Origin of the sequence: Kitasatospora sp. NPDC001540 (assembly GCF_042894345.1) — a bacterium.
Taxonomy (GTDB): domain Bacteria; phylum Actinomycetota; class Actinomycetes; order Streptomycetales; family Streptomycetaceae; genus Kitasatospora; species Kitasatospora phosalacinea_C.
The window spans coordinates 1-3529 of sequence record NZ_JBIAVO010000085.1; the positions used below are offsets into that span (position 1 = coordinate 1).

Genomic DNA, 3529 nt, shown 5'->3' on the forward strand with positions numbered 1-3529 from the left:
GTTGGGGGCAGGCGCCACTGGGTTTCACGCCCCGGGGGGGCCCCACCCCCGGCCCCCGCCCCCCCCGGCGGTGTTGGCCCCGGTTGGGTCACAACCGCCGGGGGGGGGGGGCCCCCGGGGCCCGCCCCGCCGGTTCTCGCGGTTCCTACTTGCCGGCGCCGTCCACGACCGCGGCCCACTCGTCGAGCAGCCGCTCGGTCGCCTCGTCGTCCGGCCCCTCCGCCCACAGGTGCGTGACGGCCTCCGCCGGGTCCGGCAGGACCAGCGTCCACCGGCCGTCCGGCTCGACCACCCGCACGCCGTCCGTGGTGTCCAGCTTCCGGTTCCCGGCCGCCTCCACCACCGAGCGCATCACCATGCCCTTGGCGGCCCACGGCGTCGCGATGTCCCGCTTCTGGATGTGCGCCTGCGGGATCCGCGCGTCGATCTGGCTCAGCGTCAGCTGCGTCCGCGCCACCAGGCCGACCAGCCGCACGAACGCCGCCGCGCCGTCCAGCACCCCGGAGAACTCGGGCACCACGAAACCGCCGCGCCCGTCCCCGCCGAAGACGGTGCCGTCCGCCGCCGCGGCCTTCGCCAGGTCGTCCGGCGAGGTCGTCGTCCAGATCACCTGGGTGCCGTGGTACGCCGCCACCTGCTCGGCGATCCGCGTCGTCGTCACCGGCAGCGCCACCTGCCCGGAACGGCGCTCGGCCGCCACCAGGTCCAGCAGCACCAGCAGCGCCCGGTCGTCCTGGATCACCCGACCGAGCTCGTCCACGAAGGACACCCGTTCACCCACCGGGTCGAACCGCACGCCGAACGCGGCCTGCGAGGACGCCACCAGCTCGCCCAGCCTGGCCAGCGCCGCCTTCCGCTCGTCCGCGCCCTCGGTCGGCTTCGACTCGTCCAGACCACCGGCCACCGTCAGCGTCTCCACCCCGAGCCGCCCCAGGATGCTCGGCAGCACCAGTCCGGCACTGCCGTGCGCCGCGTCCACCACGACCTTCAGCCCGGCCTCCCGCACCCCCGAGGTGTCCACCGCCCGCAACAGGTTCGTCGCGTACGAGTCGAACACGCTCGCCGGGTGCAGCAGGTCGCCGATCTCGCCCGGGAACGCCCGCCGGAACTCCTGCCGCGCGTACACCCGGTCCAGCTTCCGCTGCCCGGCCTGCGACAGGTCCGCCCCGCGCTCGTCGAAGAACAGGATGTCCAGCGAGTCCGGCACCCCCGGCGTGGTCCGCAGGAAGATCCCGCCCGCACTCCCGCGCGCCGTCGCCTGCCGGGCCACCGGCATCGGCACGTTCTCCAGGTCGCGGACGTCGATCGCACTGGTCTGCAGCGCCGAGATCATCGCCCGCTTCAACGCCCGCGCACCACGCGAGTGGTCACGCGCGATGGTGACCGTCGCGCCCTTCTTCAACGTGGTCGCGTACGCCCCCGCCAGCCGCACGGCCAGCTCCGGCGTGATCTCCACGTTCAGGATCCCCGACACGCCCCGCACCCCGAACAGGTGCTCCTGGCCGCGGGACTCCCAGATCACCGAGGTGTTGACGAACGCGCCGGCCTCGATCGTCTTGAACGGGTAGACCCGGACGTTGCCCGCGACGATCGACTCCTCGCCGATCAGGCACTCGTCACCGATCACCGCCCCCTCGTCGATCCGCGCGGCCCGCATCACGTCGGTGTTCTTGCCGACCACGCACCCGCGCAGGTTGCTCTGCGACCCCACGTACACGTTGTCGTGCACCACGGCCTTGTGCAGGAACGCCCCGCTCTTCACGACCACGTTCGACCCGAGCACGGTGTGCTCGCGCAGCTCCACACCGGCCTCGACCTTGGCGTAGTCACCGATGTACAGCGGCCCCCGCAGCACGGCCTCCGGGTCCACCTCCGCACCCTCGGCCACCCACACGCCCGGCGAGATCTCGAACCCGTCCAGTTCGACCTGGACCTTCCCCTCCAGGACGTCCGCCTGGGCCTTCAGGTAGCTCTCGTGGGTGCCCACGTCCTCCCAGTAGCCCTCGGCGACGTAGCCGAACACCGGCTTGCCCTCCTTGAGCAACTGCGGGAACACGTCGCTCGACCAGTCGACCGACTCACCGGCCGCCACGTAGTCGAAGACCTCCGGCTCCATCACGTAGATGCCGGTGTTCACGGTGTCCGAGAACACCTGCCCCCAGGTCGGCTTCTCGAGGAAGCGCTCGACCTTCCCCTCGTCGTCCGTGATGGTGATGCCGAATTCCAGCGGGTTCGGCACCCGGGTCAGGCACACCGTCACCAGCGCGCCCTTCTCCCGGTGAAAGGCAATCAGGTCAGTAAGGTCGAAGTCCGTCAGCGCGTCGCCGGAGATCACCAGAAACGAATCGTCCCGCAGCGCGTCCTCGGCGTTCTTCACGCTGCCCGCCGTCCCCAGCGGTGTTTCCTCGTTGGCATAGGTGAGGTGCATGCCCAGTTCCTCACCGTCACCGAAGTAGTTCTTGACCAACGACGCCAAGAACTGCACGGTCACCACAGTGTCAGTGAGGCCGTGCCGCCTCAGCAGGCGCAGCACGTGCTCCATGATCGGCCGATTGGCCACCGGCAGCAGCGGCTTGGGCATGCTGGAAGTCATGGGGCGGAGTCGAGTGCCCTCCCCGCCCGCCATCACAACGGCTTTCATTACGGGTGCGTCCTCCTTCGCGGTGGTGAACCCCTGCGGGTCCATCAAACCGGTCCGACGCATCCCTACCCGGAAGAAAACGTCCGACTCACCGTGGAGGGCGTGTAAAACATCTCAGGCCGATCTCAAACGGCAACCGGACGCTCCGCCTGCAGGATCTGCCGGGCCTGCACCGCGTACAGCGCGCCGGCCCACCAGTACAACGTCGTCCCCCACCAGATGAACGCCCAACTCACCACCCCCGCAACCTGGTGCACCCACCCCGTGCCCACCCCCAGCAGCAGAAGCGGAAACGCGTACATCAGATTGAACGTCGCCGCCTTCCCCAGGAAACTCACGTTCAACGGCCCGTAACCCGCCCGGTTGAGCCGCAGCAGCACCACCCCGACGAACGCCTCCCGCGCCACCAGCAGCGCCGTCAGCCACCACGGCAGGATCTCCCGCCAGGTCAGCCCCACCAGCGTCGACACGATGTACAGCCGGTCCGCCGCCGGGTCCAGCAACTGCCCCAGTCGGCTGATCTGCCCCCACCGCCGGGCCAGCTTCCCGTCCAGGTAGTCACTGACCCCGCTCAACATCAGAACGACGATCGCCCACCCGTCGTTCTTCGGCCCCCCGAAGACCGGCCACAGCACCAACCACAGAAAGATCGGCACGCCCACCAGCCGAGCCATGCTCAGCAGGTTCGGGATCGTGAGGACCCGGTCGGTCTGAACGCGCGTCTCCTGGACCTCCACGGTGCGGAGCCTCCTGTGTTAACCACTGACAACTGTGCGGGACTGACCCTACAACAAGAAAGCCCCCTGACTTCCCGTCAGGGGGCTTTCCCACAAAGATTGTTCGGCGGCGTCCTACTCTCCCACAGGGTCCCCCCTGCAGTACCATCGG

2 protein-coding genes are annotated in these 3529 nt (G+C 69.5%); both read right to left on the reverse strand.

Annotated features, from left to right (window positions below; all coding sequences use genetic code 11):
* Positions 1 to 145: 145 nt before the first annotated feature.
* Positions 146 to 2641: a sugar phosphate nucleotidyltransferase gene (locus ACFY00_RS38045; RefSeq protein ID WP_388038844.1), complete on the reverse strand. Its 2496-nt coding sequence runs from the start codon at positions 2639 to 2641 to the stop codon at positions 146 to 148.
* 125 nt (positions 2642 to 2766) lie between these two features.
* Positions 2767 to 3378, reverse strand: coding sequence for a CDP-alcohol phosphatidyltransferase family protein (locus tag ACFY00_RS38050; RefSeq protein WP_388038847.1), 612 nt, complete (start codon positions 3376 to 3378; stop codon positions 2767 to 2769).
* Positions 3379 to 3529 lie beyond the last annotated feature (151 nt).